Source organism: Sphingomonas sp. BE123 (assembly GCF_031456015.1).
Lineage (GTDB): Bacteria > Pseudomonadota > Alphaproteobacteria > Sphingomonadales > Sphingomonadaceae > Sphingomonas.
This window is the reverse complement of sequence record NZ_JAVDTW010000001.1, coordinates 964755-980419: the sequence shown is the minus strand read 5'-3', so window position 1 is coordinate 980419 and position 15665 is coordinate 964755. Positions and strand designations below refer to the sequence as shown.

General features: G+C 68.8%; 18 protein-coding genes and 1 pseudogene. 5 read left to right on the top strand and 14 right to left on the bottom strand.

Features of this window, described 5'->3' with window-relative positions; all coding sequences use genetic code 11:
- Nucleotides 1-18: 18 nt before the first annotated feature.
- Both J2Y54_RS04975 and J2Y54_RS04970 read right to left on the bottom strand, forming a co-directional pair.
- Nucleotides 19-2382 carry an EAL domain-containing protein gene (locus tag J2Y54_RS04975; protein ID WP_310037437.1) on the bottom strand — a complete coding sequence of 788 codons (2364 nt, stop codon included), beginning with the start codon at nt 2380-2382 and terminating at the stop codon, nt 19-21.
- Nucleotides 2383-2473: 91 nt separating this feature from the next.
- On the bottom strand, nt 2474-4243 hold the full coding sequence (locus tag J2Y54_RS04970) for a fatty acyl-AMP ligase (protein WP_310037435.1): 1770 nt from the start codon (nt 4241-4243) through the stop codon (nt 2474-2476).
- Nucleotides 4244-4378: 135 nt separating this feature from the next.
- Here J2Y54_RS04970 and J2Y54_RS04965 point away from each other — a divergent pair, with 135 nt between their 5' ends.
- The 5 genes and pseudogenes from J2Y54_RS04965 to J2Y54_RS16150 all read left to right on the top strand — a co-directional run.
- On the top strand, nt 4379-4912 hold the full coding sequence (locus tag J2Y54_RS04965; RefSeq protein ID WP_310037433.1) for a RecX family transcriptional regulator: 534 nt from the start codon (nt 4379-4381) through the stop codon (nt 4910-4912).
- A 125-nt stretch (nt 4913-5037) separates the two neighbouring features.
- A complete protein-coding gene (locus J2Y54_RS04960) occupies nt 5038-5571 on the top strand; it encodes a cold shock domain-containing protein (RefSeq protein WP_310037432.1) in 534 nt (177 codons plus the stop codon).
- A 46-nt stretch (nt 5572-5617) separates the two neighbouring features.
- The gene (locus J2Y54_RS04955) at nt 5618-6049 is read left to right on the top strand and encodes a DUF192 domain-containing protein (protein ID WP_310038468.1); all 432 of its coding nucleotides are present in this window, start codon (nt 5618-5620) and stop codon (nt 6047-6049) included.
- A gap of 92 nt (nt 6050-6141) precedes the next feature.
- The gene (locus J2Y54_RS04950) at nt 6142-6534 is read left to right on the top strand and encodes an NADH:ubiquinone oxidoreductase subunit NDUFA12 (protein ID WP_310037430.1); all 393 of its coding nucleotides are present in this window, start codon (nt 6142-6144) and stop codon (nt 6532-6534) included.
- A pseudogene (locus J2Y54_RS16150) lies at nt 6534-6962 on the top strand (DUF2155 domain-containing protein); the annotation flags it as partial. The gene J2Y54_RS04950 and the pseudogene J2Y54_RS16150, both read left to right, overlap by 1 nt.
- A 35-nt stretch (nt 6963-6997) precedes the next feature.
- Here the strand turns inward: J2Y54_RS16150 and aat are convergent.
- The 12 genes from aat to J2Y54_RS04885 all read right to left on the bottom strand — a co-directional run bounded on the left by aat (nt 6998) and on the right by J2Y54_RS04885 (nt 15657).
- On the bottom strand, nt 6998-7759 hold the full coding sequence (aat, locus tag J2Y54_RS04940) for a leucyl/phenylalanyl-tRNA--protein transferase (protein WP_310037428.1): 762 nt from the start codon (nt 7757-7759) through the stop codon (nt 6998-7000).
- Nucleotides 7756-8508: a ParA family protein gene (locus J2Y54_RS04935; RefSeq protein ID WP_310037427.1), complete on the bottom strand. Its 753-nt coding sequence runs from the start codon at nt 8506-8508 to the stop codon at nt 7756-7758. Before J2Y54_RS04935 ends, aat begins: the two co-directional genes overlap by 4 nt.
- Before the next feature lie 137 nt (nt 8509-8645).
- On the bottom strand, nt 8646-9029 hold the full coding sequence (locus J2Y54_RS04930; protein WP_310037426.1) for a hypothetical protein: 384 nt from the start codon (nt 9027-9029) through the stop codon (nt 8646-8648).
- 98 nt (nt 9030-9127) lie between these two features.
- Entirely contained in the window at nt 9128-10432 is a 1305-nt protein-coding gene (locus tag J2Y54_RS04925; protein WP_310037425.1) for a type VI secretion protein ImpB, read from the bottom strand.
- A gap of 203 nt (nt 10433-10635) precedes the next feature.
- Nucleotides 10636-10773, bottom strand: coding sequence for a hypothetical protein (locus tag J2Y54_RS04920; protein ID WP_310037423.1), 138 nt, complete (start codon nt 10771-10773; stop codon nt 10636-10638).
- Nucleotides 10774-11033: 260 nt separating this feature from the next.
- Nucleotides 11034-11174 (bottom strand): hypothetical protein, encoded by a 141-nt coding sequence (locus J2Y54_RS04915; protein WP_310037422.1) that lies wholly within the window; start codon nt 11172-11174, stop codon nt 11034-11036.
- A 77-nt stretch (nt 11175-11251) separates the two neighbouring features.
- Nucleotides 11252-13189 carry an asparagine synthase-related protein gene (locus J2Y54_RS04910; RefSeq protein WP_310037420.1) on the bottom strand — a complete coding sequence of 646 codons (1938 nt, stop codon included), beginning with the start codon at nt 13187-13189 and terminating at the stop codon, nt 11252-11254.
- Nucleotides 13186-14055, bottom strand: coding sequence for a hypothetical protein (locus J2Y54_RS04905; protein ID WP_310037419.1), 870 nt, complete (start codon nt 14053-14055; stop codon nt 13186-13188). Before J2Y54_RS04905 ends, J2Y54_RS04910 begins: the two co-directional genes overlap by 4 nt.
- A 79-nt stretch (nt 14056-14134) precedes the next feature.
- Nucleotides 14135-14419 carry a PqqD family protein gene (locus J2Y54_RS04900; protein ID WP_310037418.1) on the bottom strand — a complete coding sequence of 95 codons (285 nt, stop codon included), beginning with the start codon at nt 14417-14419 and terminating at the stop codon, nt 14135-14137.
- Between the two features lie 91 nt (nt 14420-14510).
- Complete coding sequence (locus tag J2Y54_RS04895) at nt 14511-15008, bottom strand: DNA-deoxyinosine glycosylase (protein ID WP_310037416.1); 498 nt, start codon at nt 15006-15008, stop codon at nt 14511-14513.
- The gene (locus J2Y54_RS04890) at nt 15005-15394 is read right to left on the bottom strand and encodes a type II toxin-antitoxin system VapC family toxin (RefSeq protein WP_310037414.1); all 390 of its coding nucleotides are present in this window, start codon (nt 15392-15394) and stop codon (nt 15005-15007) included. The genes J2Y54_RS04895 and J2Y54_RS04890 overlap by 4 nt, the downstream gene beginning before the upstream one ends.
- Nucleotides 15391-15657, bottom strand: a complete 267-nt coding sequence (locus J2Y54_RS04885; protein ID WP_310037412.1) for a type II toxin-antitoxin system VapB family antitoxin — start codon at nt 15655-15657, stop codon at nt 15391-15393. Before J2Y54_RS04885 ends, J2Y54_RS04890 begins: the two co-directional genes overlap by 4 nt.
- Between the last annotated feature and the right edge of the window lie 8 nt (nt 15658-15665).

Sequence of the window (15665 nt, the reverse complement as noted above, 5' to 3'; positions counted from 1 at the left end):
CAATCGCCGCGCGGGGGATCAGGCGACGCGGGCGACGTCGCTCTGGCTGTCGCGGGTGGCGAGGGTGCGCGCTTCGATGACCGGGAGCGGGCGGCCGAAATAATAGCCCTGGACCTTGGTGCAGCCGAGCGCCTGGATCAGGCGGTGTTCGTCCTCGGTCTCGACACCTTCGGCAGTGGTGGCCATGCCGAGGCTGTCGGCCAGCGCGACGACGGCGCGGATGATCGCGATCGCTTCCTTCTGCCCCTTGGACGCGCCCTGCACGAAGCTGCGGTCGATCTTGATCGAGCTGAAGCGGGTGCGCGAGAGATAGCCGAGCGAGGAATAGCCGGTGCCGAAATCGTCGAGGCTGAGGCGGACGCCCATGTCGAGGATCGCTTCGAGCGTCTGCACCGCGGCGGTGCCTTCGCGCATGAAGACGCTTTCGGTGACCTCGAGCTCGAGCCGGCCGGGGGGGAGGCCGCTGTCCTTGAGCGCGCGCGCGACAAAGGCGGCGAAACCGGCATTGTGCAGCTGTTCGGGGCTGACATTGACCGCGACGCGGATCGGCTCGTCCCACTTGGCGGCCTCGATACAGGCGGTGCGCAGGACCCATTCGCCGATCGGGGCGATCAGCCGCGCCTCTTCGGCGAGCGGGACGAATTTGGCGGGGGAGATCGGGCCGAGTTCGGGATGGGTCCAGCGCAGCAGCGCCTCGAACCCCATCAGCGCGCCGGTGCCGGCCTGGACCACGGGTTGGTAGAGGAGGTGCAGTTCGTCCTTTTCGAGCGCGGCGCGCAGGGCGATTTCGAGGACGCGGCGCTCCTCTGCCTCGACATGCAGCTGCGGCTCATAGGCGTGGAACAGGCCGCCGCCCGCGTCCTTCGAGCGGTAGAGCGCGAGATCGGCGGAGCGGATCAGCATCTCGGCAGTGCGCCCGTCGCGCGGACCGAAGGCAAGGCCGACGCTGGCGCCGATATAGAGGGTGTGGTTGTCGACATCGTAGGGGGCGGAGACGACGTCGATGATCGTGCGCGCCAGCCGCTCGACCGCGAGCGAATCATTGGCGTCGCGGACCACGACCGCGAACTCGTCGCCGCCCAGCCGGCCGATCGTCTCGTTCGGGCCCATCAGCTGCTTGAGCCGTTCGGACACGCGCATCAGCAGCCGGTCGCCGACCGGATGGCCGAGCGTGTCGTTGACCGCCTTGAACCGGTCGAGGTCGATCATCATGAAGGCGCAGCGCGCATTCCATTGTTCCGCCTCGGCCATGGCGGTTGCGAGCGCTTCGTTGACATGCAGCCGGTTGGGCAGGCCGGTGAGCGTGTCGAAGCGGGCCATGCGGCTGATCTTGTTCGCGGATTCGCGCGCTTCGGTCACGTCCGAGCCGACCCCGCGGAACCCGATGAAGCTGCCGCGTTCGTTGTAGCGCGGGGAACCGGTCAGCTCCCACCAGCGCTCTTCGCCATCGACGATGACGGGGAGGAGGATGTCGCGAAACGCCTCGCGCTTCTTGAGCGATTCGGCGAGGTCGCGCAGCCCCTGCGAGAAATGGCCGCTCTCCCACGCCGAACCGGCGAGCGCCTGGAGAAAGGGCATGCCGTTGATCCCCTGGGGATCGACGCCGAGCGAGACCGCGAAGCGCGGGTTGGCGCGGATCACGCGGCGCTGGACATCGGTTTCCCACAGCCAGTCGGCGCCGCCATCCTCGAACTCGCGCAGCAACAGGCTGACGGTTTCGTCGCGTTCGGCCAGCGCGATCTCTCCGGCGCGGATCACCACCAGCGCCTTACCGCGCGCGATGCAGGCGATCACCAGCAGCAGGGTGAAGAAGATCGCGGCGGCGCCGAGCGCGGGCGAATGGGTGAGCGCGAGCGCGACCGCGTTCGCGCTGCCGAGAATCACGAGAAAGGCGACGGTCGCCAGCGGCAGCGCCGCCATCGCGAAGGACGAGGCGACCATCAGGATCGACAGCACGATCCACATGCCGGTCGCTGCCTGCGGGCTGGCAAAGGCGCCGAACAACAGCGGCGCGATCGACCACACCGCGCCGAGCGCGATCCCGTCGAGCATCGAATCGCGCACATCGACCAGCGTCGCGGTCCGTTCGGTCCGGCGGCGTACGGCGAGGCGGCGGATGGCGACCGCAGTGCCGACCACAGCGATCAGCACGCCCCAGCCGGCCAGCTGCCACATCGGGACCAGCGCCGCGAAATTGAGCACGATCAGCGCCGCGCCGACGACATTGGCGGCGAGCATGAACAGCGCGAGATGGCTGCCCGCATTCATCTGCGCAGCACGGATCGGCCCCCAGTCGGTGGTGTCCGCCGGGTCGTACAGGCCGAGCAACGCGCGCAGATCGATCCGCGGCCGCGCAAATTGAGAGATGGTCTGGCTCTTCACCCGGCGACCCTAGCCCGGTGGAGGTTAGCGATCGGTTAGAGCCGAGGGCCGGGCGGCAGAATTTTCCGCCACCCGACCGGACGTGCTGCGATCAGGCCGCGATGCTGTACGGCTTGATCTCACCATTCAGATACTGGTTGCGCGCCTTGGCGCGGCTGAGCTTGCCCGAGCTGGTGCGCGGCAGCGTGCGCGGCGGGATCAGTTCGATCACGCAGTTCATGCCGGTGACGGCGCGGACGCGCTCGCGGATTTCCTCGCGCAGCTTCTGGCGCTCTTCATCGTCGCTGGTGCGGCACTGGACCAGCACGGCGGGGGTTTCTTCACCGCCCGGCGTGGTGATCGCGAACGCCGCGACGTCGCCCTGCTTGAACGCGGGAAGCTGTTCGACCGCCCATTCGATGTCCTGCGGCCAGTGATTGCGGCCGTTGACGATGATCATGTCCTTCGCCCGGCCGACGATGTAGATGTAACCGTCGGACATGTAGCCCATGTCGCCGGTGTCGAGCCAGCCGTCCTTCATGCAGGCAGCGGTCGAGTCCGCATCGCGGAAATAGCCGACCATCACGCTGGGACCGCGGCACCACACCTTGCCGATCGCGCGTTCGGGCAGCGGGGTGCCGTCTTCCTCGCGGATCTCGACATCCATGTCCTTGACCGGCTTGCCGCAGTTGACGATCGCGCGGAAGCGCTGCGGGCGATTGGCGCCGGTGCCGTGATCGCCGCCCGAAAGCTGGGTCTCCTCGACCAGTTCGACGACGATGCCCTCGCCCGGCGGCATGATCGACACGGCGAGCGTCGCTTCGGCAAGGCCGTAGCTGGGCAGGAAGGCACTGGCCTGGAAGCCGGCGTCGGCGAAGGCGTCGACAAAGGCCTGCATCACGTCGGGGCGGATCATGTCCGCGCCATTGCCCGCAACGCGCCAGCGGCTGAGGTCGAAACGCTCGCTCGCCTTGGTCTGGCTCGACATGCGGCGCGCGCAGATGTCGTAGCCGAAGGTCGGCGAGTAGGACAGGGTCGTGCCCTGATTGCGCGAGATGAGGTCGAGCCAGGCGAGCGGACGCCGGGCGAAATCCTCGGTCTTGAGATAATCGGTCGAGACCTGGTTGGCGACGATCGACAGGAAGCAGCCGACCAGCCCCATGTCGTGATACCAGGGCAGCCACGACACGCAGCGGTCGCCTTCGCCGAGCTTCATGCCATGGCTGTGCGCCGAGAGATTGTTGAGCAGCGCATGGTGGGTGATCGCCACGCCATGCGGGAAGCGGGTCGAGCCGCTGCTGTACTGAAGATAGGCGATGTCGTCGGTGCTGGCCTTGGGCAGATCGGCCGCGGGCGCCGCGCGGGTGGCGAAGCTTTCCCAGTCGATGCCTTCAACGCCCTTCAGCCGCGCCGCTTCGCCAGCCATTGCCGACAATTCGGCCGGGTAGAACAGCATCGACGGGTCGCAGCTTTCGAGCTGGACCGAGAGCTGGTCGATATAATGCTGGCTGCCGCCGAAGCTGGTCGGCAAGGGCAGCGGCACCGGCCAGGCGCCGGCATAGATCACGCCGAAGAACAGCGACGCGAAATCCGGGCCGGTTTCCGCGATCAGCGCAATCCGGTCCTGCGGCTTCACACCCGCAGCGATCAGGCGGCGCGCCTGCGCCAGCGCATCTTCGCGCATTTCGCTGAACGGATAGGCGCGCGTCAGCGTCCCGCGCGCGTCGTGGAAATTGAGCCCGCGCACACCCTGCGCAGCATAATCGAGCGCATCACCCAGCGTCGCAAAGTCCGCGAGACGACGCGGAAGGGTGCAGTCGGTCGGGGTAGGCGCCAGTGCGGCGGGCATCGTTTCGACCTGATCCTTGACGTCCAATTCCATATCCTAAATTCCGTGCCCCCAGATCGCAGCAGCCTGTCCACCCATTGCCGGCAGCGGCGCTACATTCCGAACGCGGGCGGCATTGCTACGCACTGTCGTTCAAATTCGGTTGTCACTGTGGCACAAACAAGGCGCATGCCACCCCCACGTCGCCCGCTTCCGCCCCTGAACCGTGCCGGATTGGAGCGGCTGGCGCTGCGCTATGTCGAACGCTTCGCCACCACGCAGGGCAAGCTGACCGCCTATCTGTTGCGCAAGATGCGCGAGCGCGGGGTCGAGGAACCGGCGCCCGATCCCGCGGAGATCGCCGCGCGCTTTGCCGAGCTCGGCTATGTCAACGACCGGCTCTATGCCGAGAGCAAGGCGGCGGCGATGGCGCGGCGCGGGCTGGGCGCGCGGCGCGTGAGCGAGGCGCTGCGCCATGCCGGGATCGCCGCGCCGGACATGGCCGAAATTGCCCCCGACATTGCCGCGCGACGGGTCGACACTGCGCTGGATTTTGCCCGGCGCAAGCGGATCGGCCCGTTTGCCGACACGCCCGCCGACCGGCCGCGCATGACCAAGCAGGTCGCCGCGATGGTGCGCGCCGGCCATGCCCCGGAGCTGGCATGGCGTATCGCGCGGATGGAGCCGGGAGCGGACCCGAGCACGCTGGTTGACGACCGATAAGCATAAAGGAGTCGCGCCCGACGGACATGCTGTGTTAATGTCGACGGTCAGGGGGAAATGATGTAATGCGAGCCGAGCCGCAGCGAGCGTCGAGCCTGGAGGGAGAGGTAGCCGAGCGGGGGCCGATGCCCGTGCTGGTACCGGATGGCGACGCCGACGCAGAGGTCCATTGGGGCCGGGTGAAATGGTTCGACGTGACCCGGGGATTCGGGTTCATCGTCGATGATGGCGATGCAGGTGACATCCTGCTGCATTTCAGCGTGTTGCAGCCGCATGGCCGACGCAGCCTGCCCGAGGGCGCGCGCGTATCCTGTACCGTCGTGCAGCGCGAACGCGGGCTGCAGGCGCGCGACATCCTGTCGATCGACCTGACCGATGCGGTGGAGCCGGTGCGCAGCCGCGCGATCGGCGCCGACCGGATCGACCGCATCCGCCTGATCGAGGAGGCGGGGCCGTTCGAGCCGGTTACGGTCAAGTGGTTCAACCGCCTGAAAGGCTATGGTTTCCTGGTGCGGGACGGCGAAACCGCCGATATATTCGTGCATATGGAAACCCTGCGCCGAGCGGAGATTTATGACGTTGAACCCGACCAGCCTTTGCGCGCCCGGATCGTCGATGGAGAGAAGGGGCCGCTCGCGGTTCTGGTCGAACCGGCCTGATCGCGGCGCCGGTCGGGCGGTGCTGCTGGCACTGGGAGCGGCGCTGATGCTGCCCGGATGCGCTGCGGGCGATGGCGACAGCAACGCGGTGGCGCAGGCCGAGCAGGTGACGGTCACGGTCGAATCGGGCGGCGCGCGCCATGTGTTCAAGGTCGATGTCGCGCGCACAGCCGAGGCGCAGCAGCGCGGGTTGATGTTCCGCACCGACATTCCGGCCGATGGCGGGATGCTGTTCGCGCCCTATCCGCCCGATGGCGGCCCGCCGCGTCCGGCGAGCTTCTGGATGAAGGATACGCCGAGCCCGCTCGACATCCTGTTCATCCGCGCCGACGGCACCATCGCCACCATCGCCGAGAATACCATCCCGTTCTCGGAAGACCGGGTGCAGTCGGGCGAGCCGGTTGCGGCCGTGCTGGAATTGCGCGGCGGGCGTGCGGCGGAACTGGGGATTTCGCCGGGAGACAAAGTGCGCTGGTAAGCGGTCGCGCGCGGCGGATCGCCGCGATGGTCGCAGCGCGCATGCGATGATCGCCGTTGCCCAGCGGTGCTCTGCCGCGTAAAGCACTGGCCATGGGAATCTTCGCGAACATCTTCACCTGGTGGAACGGATCCACCTTTGGCACCTGGGTCGGCCTGCGCGGCAAGGATCAGGTTGGCGAGGACGCGCTCGGCAACCTGTATTTCCAGGGCGGGGCCGACATGCATGGCCGCCCGCGGCGCTGGGTGATCTACAAGGGATCGAATGATTCGAGCCGCGTGCCGCCGGAATGGTTCAGCTGGCTGCACCATCAGATCGACGATGTGCCCGATCGCGCGCTGCCGCCGGTGCGCGGGTGGGAACAGCCGGCGATGCCGAACCTGACCGGCAGCGCGCTGGCCTATCGTCCGCCGGGCGCGCTTGAAAAGGGCGGGCAGCGCGTCGGTGCGACCGGCGATTACGAAGCCTGGACGCCCGGCGCCTGATGCAGCCGGTGCGGCTTGCGGCGCTGATGCTGGCGCCGGTGGCGCTGGCGGCGTGCGGCGGCAAGCCGGCGGGCAACGATGCCGCCGCGGTCGACACGGTAACGGTCGAGGCAGCGCCCACGCCTGCGGCCGGCGGTCCCGAAGAGGTGCAGGTCGAAACAGGCACTGCGGTGTCGATGGCCGGGGTGACGCCGATGGCGGAGCGGGTCGCGGTGCTGGGCCTGCTCAACAAGCGCAACGGGGTGGCACGGGACATCACGCTCAAACCCGGTCAGGCGGTGCGATCGGGCGATGTGGTCATCCGGCTGCGCGCGTGCGAGACGAGCGCGCCATGGGAGACCGAGCAGCTCACCGGCGCGTTTGCCCAGGTCGATATTCGCGGGACCGACGGCAAGGTTGCGCGCGCCTTTTCCGGGTGGCTGTTCAAGGAGCGGCCGGCGCTCAATGTCGTGCAGCACCCGATCTATGATGTGTGGGTCAAGAGCTGTGCGATGACCTTTCCCGATACCGGGGGCGAGGTGGTCGACGGGTCGCCCCGGGCGCCGGCTGCCAGCCGGTCGAGTGCGCCGAAATCGCCCGATACGCCGACCGAGGCCGCACCGGCGCCGGTCGCCAGCCCCGCTGAATCGGCGCCCAGCGCCGAGGCCAATCGCGACAGATAGGCCTCACGCGGGATTTCGACCGCGCCGAGCGAGGCGAGGTGATCGGTCATGAACTGACAGTCGAGCAGGGTGAAGCCGCCGACACGCAGCCGCGCGACCAGCGCCGCGATCGCGACCTTTGAGGCATCGCGCGCGCGGCTGACCATGCTTTCCCCGAAAAAGGCGCGGCCCAGCGCGAGGCCGTACAGCCCGCCGACGAGCCGATCCCCGTCCCAGCATTCGACCGAATGGGCAAGGCCGCGGTGGTGGAGCGCGGTGAATACCCGCTCGATCGCCGGGTTGATCCAGGTTTCCGGCCGGTCGGGCGCCGGTTCGGCACAGAGCGCGATCATCGCGGGAAAGGCGGTGTCGACGGTCAGGCGATAGCGATCGGCCACCAGCGTTTTGCGCAGCGAGCGCGACAGGTGGAAACCGTCGAGCGGAAGGATCGCGCGCTGGCGCGGCTCGACCCAGAATACGCTGGGATCGTCGCGCGTCTCGGCCATCGGAAACACGCCCATGGCATAGGCGCGCAGGACCAGATCGGCGTCGAGATCGCTGGCCCGGCGGGTCGGGCGGGTCATCCCGCAGCGGTCCGCCCGCGCCGTGCGAGCCGCAGCTCGATCGCCTGCCACAGCGCGGCGAAGGCGGCCGTGGCGGGGCTGCGCGGGGCGAAGACGCCGACCGGGGCGCGGCGTACTGCCATCGCCTCGACCATGCTTGCCATCGGGATTACCGGCCAGTCGGGATTGCGCGCGAGCGCATCGGCGTGCAGCCGGCGGCGGCGATCGACCATCGCATGCACCGGCATCAGCGCGGCGCGCAGCTTGCCGCTGCCGGGGCCCGACAGATGGCGCTCAACCTCTTCGAGTGCGCGCTCGGAAAGGGGGGAGGGGATGACCGGGACGACGATGAGGTCGGCGGCGCGCATCACCTGTTCGCTCGTCTCGGTCAGCCCCGGCGGACAGTCGAGCAGCATCCGGTCATAGCTGCCGTCGAGCTGGGCCAGCAGCTTGGCGAGGCGCTTTTTCTTGTCGAGTTCGTGGAACAGCAGGTCAAGGCCGCGCAGCGAGGCATCCGCGCCGATCAGGTCGAGCCGCTCGATCGCGGTGGGGTGGATCAGCCGGGCGGGCTCGACATCCTTGCTGAACACCGACTGCGCCACCGCCTTGCCGCGCGCGCCGCCGAGCAGATAGGTCGAGGCGGCCTGGGGATCGAGATCCCAGAGCAGCGTACGCCGCGCGGAGAGGGTGGCGGCACACCAGGCAAGGTTCACCGCCAGCGAGGTTTTGCCGACGCCGCCCTTCAGACTGTACACCGCGATCGTCGCCACGCGCACCTCCGTTGCTCCGTCGGGCCAAGGTGGCGAAAGCGGGGGGCGAGCGCAACGGCGAACGCGGCCGGGGGCGGGTTACGGGCAAAAAAAGAGCCGGCGGGCGGCCGGCTCTTCGGGTGATCGGGAGGGGTGGGTTAGCCCTTGCAGTTGAGCGTGCCCTTGCCGGGGATTTCGACCGTCGCGGCGGTCGAATTGCCGGTCAGCTTCCAGCCGCCCTCGGCGGTGAAAGGCTGGCCAGCCTCTGGCGCGGTCAGGCGGGTCTTGGTCCCGCCCTTTTCGGTCGCAAGCGCGACGATCTTGTCGCCTTCGAAGAACTCGGCGAACACGAGCGCATTGCCGGGCTGGCAGCGCATCGACACCGTCGCCTTGATCGCGGGCGGCAGTTCGACCGGCGCGGCGTTCGCCAGCTGCGATTCCAGCGGGTCGGGCGCGCGTTCGCTGAGCACTTCGGGTTCAGGATTACAGGCGGAGAGCGCGAGCAGCGCAACCGCGGCGACAGGGAGGAGACGCATGTTCATAGCGGAACTTTCCTTTGCGCACGCAGCATCGCGGGTCAAGATATAAGGGATAACTACGGGTACAGGCATATTGCGTCGCATCGATACAATATCATGTGTCATTCGTGAAATTCGTCCAGATCCGGGATTCGGCCAAAGGCGATCTTGGTCCCCACGCGGTCGGTGCGGCTGCCGTCCATCGGGCCGACCGACACGGCGTGGCGGCCGAATTTCTCGTTGATCCGGTCCATCGCCTTGCTGAGCGACAAGGTGCGGGTTTCGCGGGCAAGGGCGTCGTCCGGGTCGAGCGCGGCGAACAGCGATTCCTGTGCCGCGCCAAGGGGCGCGATTTCGGCCAGCGTCACGCCGATCATCCGGATCGCAAAGCCGCCGGGACGGGTCCGGCCGGCGGCGGCGAGGCGGGGGAAGATCGCGTCGAGCGCGGCGAGGATCGCGAAACTGTCCTGCGTCGCGGGCAGCTTCAGCGAGGTGCGCCAGACCGATTTGTCATCCTCGAACTTCGCATGGAGCACCAATAGCCGACTGACATAATCCTTGCGCCGCAGCCGGGCGGCGCATTTCAGCGCGAGGCGGCGGGCGGTGAGGCGGACGGGTTCCAACCCGCGTTTCTGCGGCGACAGCACATGGCTGTGGCCGATGGTGCGGTTCTGCGTCGGTTTTTCGGGCAGGTCGAAGCCGTGGAGCAGATACCAGAGCCGGTCGCCATTGACCCCGCCCCAGGCGGAGCCCGCGTCGCGCGGCCGGCGTTCGCACAGCTGGGCGATGTCCAATATGCCCTGTTGCGCCAGCCGCTTTTCCATCTTTGCGCCGATCCCGGCGATGTCGCGCAGCTTGAGCGTGAACAGCCGGTCGGGCAGCTGTTCCTGCGTCAGTACGGTGAGCCCGTCGGGCTTTTCCATGTCGCTGGCGAGTTTGGCCAGCAGTCGGTTGGGGGCGATGCCGACCGAACTGGTCAGGCATTCGCCGACATTGGCGATGATCCCCGCTTTGATCCGCCGCGCCAGCGCCATCGCCTGTTCCGGGCTGTTTTCATTGTCGAGCAGGCGGCAGGCGACTTCATCGATCGAACAGACCGCGGTGACCGGGATGTGCCGCCAGATTTCGGCGACGATCGCTTCGTGGAACTCGACATATTTTTCGTGCTGCCCCGGCGTCACGATGAGGTCGCGGCACAGGCGCTTGGCCTCCCACACCGGGGTACCGGTGCGGATGCCGTACTTCTTGGCCTGAACCGAGGCGGCGATGGCGACGGTGGTGTCGCTGGCGACCGGGGCGACGATGATCGGTTTCCCGCGCAGGTCGGGGTTCAACTGCTGCTCAACCGCCGCGAAATAGCGGTTGAGATCGAGATACAGCCAGCGCAGCGGACGGGGCGGAAGATCGAGAAATGCCGGGTCGGCCATGGCCGGAACAATAGCGGAACGCGCGGGCGGAGTCACGGGGTGCGGCATGGATGCGTCCCGGCAGGGATGGGGACGGGTCAGATATGCCGGATCGGGGCTAGCAGGAGAGCAGCGACGGGCAATGCCCGTCAGCGTCGACTAAAGCTGCGACGCAGATGCGCGGCGGCGCGGCCGGGTGACGGCGCCGCGCGCGGTTTGGCAGATCAGGACAGGACGCCGCTGTCCGTGGCGCCCGGGCCGCCGGCCTGGGTCAGGTCAGCGACCGCGAATTCGGTGCAGACCGGGTCGGTCCAGGGGGTGGCGGTTTCGGCTTTGGCAACCGGTGCGTTGGTGTCGGACATGGTGTTTCCTCAATGAACGGTCTGTCCTGCCCCCTCGGGCCGGAGGGTCAAGATCGGGTTAATCGCCGACCGATCGGTTCAGCTCAAGCGCCAGAACGGCCAGAAGGGCGAGCCGGCGGTGAGTTCTTCGACCGGATATTCGGTGCAGCGCGGGTCTGTCCAGATTTGCCGGGCGGGGCGGGTATCGGTCATGGTCAGCAGTCCCCAGTTGTGCGCTTACGGATCGAGTGCTGCGCCGCGCATGGCGGCGCCGCGCAGGATCAGGAGCCGGTGTTGGCGTCGCCGGCCCCGCCGTTGAAAAAGCCGGTCAGGTCGGCGACCGGATATTCGGTGCAGCGCGGGTCGGTCCAGGCGCGCGTGGCGGCGGGAGCGGGGGGCAGATCGGGCGTGGTGAGAGGCATTGGCGCGCTCCTGTCGATCGCAGTTGTCGCTAGTCTAGATGAAGCGGGGCGTGGGTCAACCGATCGATGCCCGGCGGTCAGTCGTTGCTGCGCTGGGCCTTGCGGATGAAATGGGCGATCGAGATGCCACGCAGCAGCTTGATCCGCTGGTCATAGCGCTGGGCGTCGGTGACGCGGCCGGTGCCGGTGGGCTGGGCCGCGAGCGTGGTGAGGCGGGACAGATCGAGCAGTGCGGCGGCGGCGGGCGGCGCGCGGCCAAGCTCGTCCGCCAGCGTGCCGCGCGCCTGTTCGATCCGGGTCGGCCAGTCGGCGCCCTGGAGCCCCTTGCCCGGCTGAAAGCGGATCGCGTCGGGAATGCGCGCGCCGAACGCCTGGTGATAGATCCAGCGCGTCTGGCCGTCGCGCAGCAGCAGATGCGGGGGCAGGGCGAGCGCGAGTTCGACGAGGCGGCGGTCGGCGGTGGGATCGCGCTGATCCACCCCGAATCGGGCCAGCTGCCCCTTTTGCGTCAGGCCCATCACGTCGCTGTGACGCAGCACGCGCACGACGCGGTCGCGCGTGGTGCGGATCGGCGGCAGGTGCAGGCCGTGGTCGAGATGCGCCAGATGCGCGCGATAGTCGGGATCGTCGACCAGCGCCGGGTTGAGCGCGGCATAAGCGAGCAGGTCGAGCGGTGGGCTCTTGCCATTGGCGAGGCGGCGGATCCGCTCCAGCCAGTGTGGCGGGAGCAGCGGCCCGAGCGCCGAGGAGGCGACACGGCGCCAGGTCCAGCCGTTGCGGCGCAGCGCCAGCCCTTCGCCGAGCAGGGTCGGCCAGGCGCCGCCGCGCGCGAGCATCGTCAGCCGCTCAATCCCCTGATGGCTGATCGTCATGTTGCCCATGACCCCGACCAGCATCACGCGTTCGCCGCGGCGCTGCATCTGGCGGCAGATTTCGGTCAGCCACACCTGGTTGCACAGGTTGAACGGGGGATATTCGAACGCGTGAAAATGCGCGTCCAGGTCGTCCCCGATCTGGCGGTCGGCGGCATCGACGCGGACATGATCGATATTGGCGTGGCGTGCGGCAAGCAGCGCCGCGTGCGGCCCTTCGTCCAGCGTGCGTTCCCCCCAATGATCGAGCCGCGCGCCGGCCATCGGGACATGGGTATAGGCGGACAGGCGCGTGCCGCGTTCGGCCAGCTGCAGCGCGGCGGCGGCGGTGACGGCGGAACTGTCCATCCCGCCGCTGAGATGGCTGCCGATCGCGGCATCGCTGCGCAGCCGGTCGGCAACCGCGCGGTCGAGCAGGCTGCGCAGCGCGTCGACATGGTCGGCATCGCTGCGCAGGCCAAGGTCGCGCGGGGCGTCCCAGTCGAACCAGTCGACGCACGCGACCCGCCCGTCGGCGTGGAGCGTGACGCGCTGACCCGGCTCGACCCGGCAGATCTCGGCAAAGAAGCTGCGCGGGCCGCGACGCGGGGCGAGCGCGATACAGTCCAGCAGCGTGAGCGGATCGGGCGCGACCGGGATATCGGGGAGCGCGTGCAGGCCGCGGGCCATCGTCGCAAAGGCGATGCGCGTATCGGCGACATGGTAGAAGAGCGGCCGGTTGCCGAGCAGGTCGCGAACGAGGTGCAGCTGACGCTCGGCCGCGTCCCACAACGCGAAGGCGAAGTCGCCGACCAGCCGGTCGGGGGTGTCGGTCCCCCAGCGCTCCCACGCGGCGAGCAGCAGATCGGCATCGGCAAGCGTTGCGGCACGGCCGGTCAGCCCGAGCGCGTCGGCCAGCTCGGCGCGATTGTCGAGGCGGAGATCGGCGACGAGGTGGAAGCGATCGCGCGCGGCGAGCGGCTGGCGGTCGAAGCGGTCTTCGGGAAGCAGCCGGGCGAGGCCGATGCCGAGCGCGATGGCGCCATCGTCCCAGGCGGCGCTGCGGTCGGTGCCATAGGGGGCAAGCGCGCGGCGCATGCGCGCGACCTGATCGCCCGCATCGGGGCGGCCATCGCGGTGCCAGACGCCGCAGATCGCGGTCATGCCGCCTCCGCCAGCTGCAGCGCGAGATCGACCAGCGCGTCGAGCCGGGCAAAATCGTCCGGGCGCGCGACGCGGACCACGGGCACGCGCGCGGCGAGCGCGGCGGCGTGGCGCAGGGTAGCCGCCGCCCGGCCGCTCGCCGTTGCGACATCGGCATAATGGGTGAGAGCGGCGAGCACGGCGGTCGCGGTGCTGCGGTCGAGCCGCTGCGCTGCGGGCGCGGCAAGGCCGGGGGTGGGGGCGAGCACGAGCAGCAGGTCGAGGCTGGCGGGCGCCGAGGCGAACCGGTCGGCAAGGTCGACATGGAATTTGTCGTACCCGTCGCGGACCCGGGCGGCATCGTCCATCGGGACCGCCAGCCGGGTCGCGCTGGCCGCCCACAGCTTGGCCGAGGGATAGGTGGGGAAGGCTAGGCCGCTTACCGGATCGACCAGCAGCTGATCGTCGCTGAGCAGCCGCGCGCCGCGCGCGAGCAGGGCGTTGACCAGCGTCGACTTGCCCGCGCCGCTATGCCCGGCAATGCCGAGCGTGCGGCCTGCGCGCGTCACCGCGCCGGCATGGAGCGGCGGACGCCCGCGCTGATGCGCCAGCACGCTGAACGCCGGGCCGAACAGGGCGGTGTGCAGTTCGGCAGCTGTGTGCCCGTCGCTGTCGGCCAGCGTGATCGTATTCCCGTCACGGATGCGCAGCCGCGGGCCGCCGGGCAGGTCGAGATCGATCAGGTCGGGGGCGTGAACGGTGAACGGGCCGACCGCGGTGCCCGGTCCTGCCAGCGGGGCGAGCGGGGCGAATTCGACGCGGATCGGGTCCGCCGCCACCGGCCCGTCATCGGGCAGCAGATAGGGCAGCGCGCGCGGCGCATGCACGCTCCACCCGGCGACCCGGTAGCGGCAAAGCGTCATGCCGCGCCGCAGCGGCGCGCGGCGCAGCAGGGCGGCAGGCGGGTCATTCGGCGCGCACTACGATCAGCCCCTTGGCCGCGAGATCGTTGAGGAAATCGAGCACGCCGGCGCGGATCCGGTCGATCGGCGCGTCATAGCGCTGCATGAGGTCATGGCACAGCGCATCGACCTGCTGCGGCTGGGCGATCCGGGTCCAGATGTCGGAGCCGACCGGGTCGAAACCGAAATAGCGGCCGGATTCGATGTCGAGCAGGACCGCGCTGTCATCGACCTCGGTCGCGAGCACATCGGGCTTGATACTGACCCACTGGTCGAGACGGACGCTCACTCGTGTCACCCCGTAAATGCATGGCGCAAGCCGTACCGGACGTGCGGATAGAAATGCCCGGCACGCAATGCAACCATGCGCGCGCCGTCGGCTAGGCGAGCAGCGGGCGCAGCGCGCACCATGCCGGGAGCTTTGCCGCCAGACCGACCGTGTGCAGCGCGCTGGACGAGGGGAGCGCGAGGACGGTCCAGCGTGCCGCCGCGTCGCCGAGCTGGCGCAGGCCGAGCCGGTGGGCGGTCGCGCCGTTGAAGGCAATCGCGGCGAGGTCGGGCAGGGTGGCGGCGAGGGTGGCGAGGTCGTTGGGCTGCGCGTCCGCGATGGCCGCGTCGCTGCTGCCCGGGCGGGTGGCGCTGGCCACGGCGTCCCACAGGCCGATGCGGGCGTCGACAAGCGCGGCGAGGCGGGCGTCATAGGGCAAAGCGGGAAGGTCGGCGCGGTCGATCACGGCGGCGATCAGGCGCCAGAACTGGTTTTGCGGGTGGGCATAATATTGCCGCGCGGCGAGGCTGCGGTCGCCGGGGAGGCTGCCGCAGATGAGGACGCGGGTGCGGGCGTCGGTGACGGGCGGGAAGCTGGCCTTGCGGCTCATGCCGCAGGGGTGATGTCGGTGTGGATGAAATCGTCGCCCTTGAACAGCAGCGGCTGGCCGGTGGACCTGGCAAGGGCGTAGGCGAAACAGTCGCCGAAATTGAGGCGGGCGGGGTGGCGCGAAACCTGCCCGAACCGGGCATAGGCTTCGCGGGCGATTCGACCTTGTGCGATCGTGACCGGCTCAACGGTAATGCCGAAGCGTTGCATGATCCGGTCGACGAGATCTGCTTTTTCGGGATGCCGGCGGAGGACCACGACGGAAAGTTCTATCCAGCTTCCGGCGGAGATGCGCGGCGTGTCGGCCGATCCCAGCCGCGTCATGAACGCTTCGGCTTCAGGCTCGAGCAGCGCAATCGCCATGATCGCCGAGGTGTCGACGATCATCGTGGCAAGCCGTCCTCGTCATAGATGTCGTCCATCCATTCCTTGGACGTCTTGCCGCGCATTGCCGGGGGCATGCTGTCGCGGAACTCGCGCGCGATTTCCCGGACCGCAGCGATCTTTTCCTCGATCTCGGCCTCACGTTTCCGGGCTTTTTCTTCGAGTGCTTCCTTGATCGTCTCGGTCACGCTCTTGCCGAGCTGGCGGGCGAGATCGCGCGCGAGTTCGACGGTGGCGGCGTCCTTGATGTTGAGTTGCGCGCCCATGTCTACCT

What these genes read in the sequence shown, in the direction of transcription:
- J2Y54_RS04970 (WP_310037435.1), bottom strand. Translation starts at nt 4,243, where the DNA reads ATGGAATTGGACGTCAAGGATCAGGTCGAAACGATGCCCGCCGCACTG.
- J2Y54_RS04965 (WP_310037433.1), top strand. Translation starts at nt 4,379, where the DNA reads ATGCCACCCCCACGTCGCCCGCTTCCGCCCCTGAACCGTGCCGGATTG.
- J2Y54_RS04960 (WP_310037432.1), top strand. Translation starts at nt 5,038, where the DNA reads ATGCCCGTGCTGGTACCGGATGGCGACGCCGACGCAGAGGTCCATTGG.
- J2Y54_RS04955 (WP_310038468.1), top strand. Translation starts at nt 5,618, where the DNA reads ATGCTGCCCGGATGCGCTGCGGGCGATGGCGACAGCAACGCGGTGGCG.
- J2Y54_RS04950 (WP_310037430.1), top strand. Translation starts at nt 6,142, where the DNA reads ATGGGAATCTTCGCGAACATCTTCACCTGGTGGAACGGATCCACCTTT.
- aat (WP_310037428.1), bottom strand. Translation starts at nt 7,759, where the DNA reads ATGACCCGCCCGACCCGCCGGGCCAGCGATCTCGACGCCGATCTGGTC.
- J2Y54_RS04930 (WP_310037426.1), bottom strand. Translation starts at nt 9,029, where the DNA reads ATGAACATGCGTCTCCTCCCTGTCGCCGCGGTTGCGCTGCTCGCGCTC.
- J2Y54_RS04925 (WP_310037425.1), bottom strand. Translation starts at nt 10,432, where the DNA reads ATGGCCGACCCGGCATTTCTCGATCTTCCGCCCCGTCCGCTGCGCTGG.
- J2Y54_RS04920 (WP_310037423.1), bottom strand. Translation starts at nt 10,773, where the DNA reads ATGTCCGACACCAACGCACCGGTTGCCAAAGCCGAAACCGCCACCCCC.
- J2Y54_RS04915 (WP_310037422.1), bottom strand. Translation starts at nt 11,174, where the DNA reads ATGCCTCTCACCACGCCCGATCTGCCCCCCGCTCCCGCCGCCACGCGC.
- J2Y54_RS04910 (WP_310037420.1), bottom strand. Translation starts at nt 13,189, where the DNA reads ATGACCGCGATCTGCGGCGTCTGGCACCGCGATGGCCGCCCCGATGCG.
- J2Y54_RS04895 (WP_310037416.1), bottom strand. Translation starts at nt 15,008, where the DNA reads ATGAGCCGCAAGGCCAGCTTCCCGCCCGTCACCGACGCCCGCACCCGC.
- J2Y54_RS04890 (WP_310037414.1), bottom strand. Translation starts at nt 15,394, where the DNA reads ATGATCGTCGACACCTCGGCGATCATGGCGATTGCGCTGCTCGAGCCT.
- J2Y54_RS04885 (WP_310037412.1), bottom strand. Translation starts at nt 15,657, where the DNA reads ATGGGCGCGCAACTCAACATCAAGGACGCCGCCACCGTCGAACTCGCG.